Origin of the sequence: Kitasatospora sp. NPDC091257 (genome assembly GCF_044757675.1) — a bacterium.
Taxonomy (GTDB): Bacteria; Actinomycetota; Actinomycetes; order Streptomycetales; family Streptomycetaceae; genus Kitasatospora; species Kitasatospora lactacystinica.
This window is the reverse complement of the sequence record NZ_JBIVVI010001224.1, coordinates 1-2,632: the sequence shown is the minus strand read 5'-3', so window position 1 is coordinate 2,632 and position 2,632 is coordinate 1. Positions and strand designations below refer to the sequence as shown.

Here is a 2,632-nt window from a genome sequence, read left to right as displayed (position 1 = left end):
GGGGGAGTTCGCCGCCGCCGGCCAGGGGGTGGACCGGCGGAGCGACGACACGGCGGCGGCGCGGAACCGGGGGAGGGCCGCGCCCGCCGCCGCTACCCCGTTTCCGGACTCCCAACGGCACCTTCGCGCCGCAGGAGCGGCCTTCCGGGCCGGATTGTCAGTGGTGCCGTTCACGATGGAAGGGCACGGACCACCCGGTCCGCGCGCTGCCTCGGAACGGGGGAGACCATGACCATCAGTCGTCCTGAGCCCGTCACCGCCCGCCTCCACTCCGCCGCCCCGCCGCAGCTCCCGGGTCCGTCCGCCCGACGCCCCGCCGGAGCGGACGTCCACCCCGTGCTGCGCCGGACCGCCGCGCCGCCGGCCGCCCTCGACCTGCTCGCCGACGCCCACCGCACCCTCGTCCGGGCCGGCGCCCTGGAGGACCCGCTGGAGCGCTACGCCACCGCGCACCTGGCCGCGCTGCGCACGGTGGCGGCCGTCCTGGCGGTGCGCGGCCGCCCGGAGAAGAGTCCGCGCCGCCGCAAGGCCATCCGCAGCGCCTGGGAGGTGCTGCCCGAGGTGGCCCCGGAACTCGCCGAATGGGCGCTCTACTACGGCGCCGGCGCCCGCCGCCGGGCCGCCGCCGAGGCCGGGATCAGGGGCGCCGCCTCGGCCCGCGACGCCGACGACCTGATCCGCAACTCCGCCCTCTTCCTGCGCCTGGTCGAGCGGCTGCTCGGCCTGCCCGCCGCGCCGCCCCCGCCCCGGCTGCCACTGGAAGCCGACGAGCCGCCGGCCTAACAGGGTCCCCGCCAGGCTCTAAGGTGGAGGCATCCTGATCGAACTGCACGTGCCAAGGAGCCCCACCTTGTACCCGACGCGTCCCCGCAGTGCCCTGCGTACCGCCGTGGTGTGGGAGGTGGTCCGGGCAGCCCTGGAGAAGCGGGCGGCCGAGCTGGACCAGCCGGTGCTCGACGTGGTCGACACCGGCGGCGGCACCGGGAACTTCGCCGTGCCGGTCGCCAAGCTCGGCCACCGCGTCACCGTGGTCGACCCGAGCCCGGACGCCCTGTTCGCCCTGGAGCGCCGGGCCGCCGAGGCCGGGGTGACGGACCTGGTGCGGGCCGTCCAGGGCGACACCCAGACCCTGCCCGAGCTGGTCGCTCCCGGCAGCGTGGACGCGGTGCTCTGCCACGGCGTGCTGGAGGTCGTGGACGACCCGGCCGAGGCGCTCGGCAGCCTGGCCGGCACCCTGCGCGCGGGCGGTGTGGTCAGCCTGCTGGCGGCCAACCGCAACGGCGCCGTGCTGGCCCGCGCGCTGGCCGGCCACTTCAACGAGGCCCGCACCGTGCTCTCCGCCACGGACGGCCGCTGGGGCGCGCAGGACCCGATGCCGCGCCGCTTCACCGGCGAGGAGCTGGGCCGGCTGGCCGAGGCCGCCGGCCTGCGGGTGGAGTCGGTGCACGGCGTACGGGTCTTCGCCGACCTCGTCCCCGGGGTGCTGGTGGACGCCGAGCCGGGTGCCCTGGATGCGCTGCTGAAGCTGGAGGAGGCTGCCGCCGAGCAGCCCGCGTTCCACGCCGTGGCGACCCAGCTGCACCTGCTGGCCACCCTGGCCTGAGGCGTTCCGTCCGGCACGCGCTCCTCTCAGGGCGCGTGCGCCCCTTCACGAACCCTGCCACCGTCGTACGGTTTTTTCGCACACCGTACGGCGGCGGTTCGCGTCCCGGAGGCCTGGCGGTTCCCTGCCCGTAGCCCGTCAGTGAGCCGGTCGGCCCCCGGTTGCTCCGCGCCGCCCGGTGGCAAACCTGCCCAGGTCCTGGACGATTCCATCCGATCGGGCACTTGTCCGGGGCGTGGCGCGTTGACTCCGATGCGGCCGTCCCCGCTCGAAGTGGCCCGTCCCACGCGGCGCAGACCACTCCGTAACGGGCCCACGGACCGTATGATCTGGGTAAAGCCGGAAAGCATGACAGCCGGACGCGTGGGGCATATGGACGACACGGGCCGGGTCCCCCGCACGGGCGTCCGACCGTGTGCCCCAAGGCTGATTGGACTTGCCTCCCCGACCGGGGTGGGCGGACCGGTCGCACGCGCGACCGACGAGTAGGAGGACTCCGTGCCGCTCTCGGAGCACGAGCAGCGACTGCTCGACCAGATGGAGCGAGCGCTGTATGCCGAAGATCCCAAATTCGCGTCTGCGCTTGAGGGAACCGGGCTGCGCACCTACACCCGTCGGCGGGTCTACCTGGCCGTCGCCGGCTTCGTGGTGGGCATCGGCCTGCTGATGGGCGGCATGGTCGTGCCGGATCAGATCTGGGTCAGCGTCGTGGGCTTCCTGGTGATGCTCGGATGTGCGGTGTTCGCCGTGACCGGCTGGCGCCGGGGGCCCGCGGGCCAGGGCACCGGGGCCGGCCCGGCCGCCACCCCGCGCCGCAAGGCCGGGATGATGGACCGGGTGGAGCAGCGCTGGCAGCGCCGTCGGGACGAGCAGACCGGGGGCTTCTGAGCCGCCCGGCCGATGGCCGGAGCCGATGGGTACGAAACAGACGAAGCCGGGGCGGGCAGTCGATCGACTGCCCGCCCCCCCCAAGCGCCAACCACACCAAGAACAACACACAAAACCAAAAAAAAACCAAAACCACGTGTG

The 2,632-nt window shown here is 74.3% G+C and carries 3 protein-coding genes; all 3 read left to right on the top strand.

Features of this window, described 5'->3' with window-relative positions; all coding sequences use genetic code 11:
• Window positions 1-234 precede the first annotated feature (234 nt).
• The 3 genes from ACIQOV_RS36570 (at window position 235) to ACIQOV_RS36560 (ending at window position 2,491) form a co-directional block, all read left to right on the top strand.
• Window positions 235-783: an SAV_6107 family HEPN domain-containing protein gene (locus ACIQOV_RS36570; RefSeq protein ID WP_401055113.1), complete on the top strand. Its 549-nt coding sequence runs from the start codon at window positions 235-237 to the stop codon at window positions 781-783.
• A 67-nt stretch (window positions 784-850) separates the two neighbouring features.
• A complete protein-coding gene (locus ACIQOV_RS36565) occupies window positions 851-1,603 on the top strand; it encodes a methyltransferase domain-containing protein (protein ID WP_359897125.1) in 753 nt (250 codons plus the stop codon).
• 498 nt (window positions 1,604-2,101) lie between these two features.
• Window positions 2,102-2,491, top strand: a complete 390-nt coding sequence (locus tag ACIQOV_RS36560; RefSeq protein ID WP_401055112.1) for a DUF3040 domain-containing protein — start codon at window positions 2,102-2,104, stop codon at window positions 2,489-2,491.
• The last annotated feature ends 141 nt before the right edge of the window (window positions 2,492-2,632 follow it).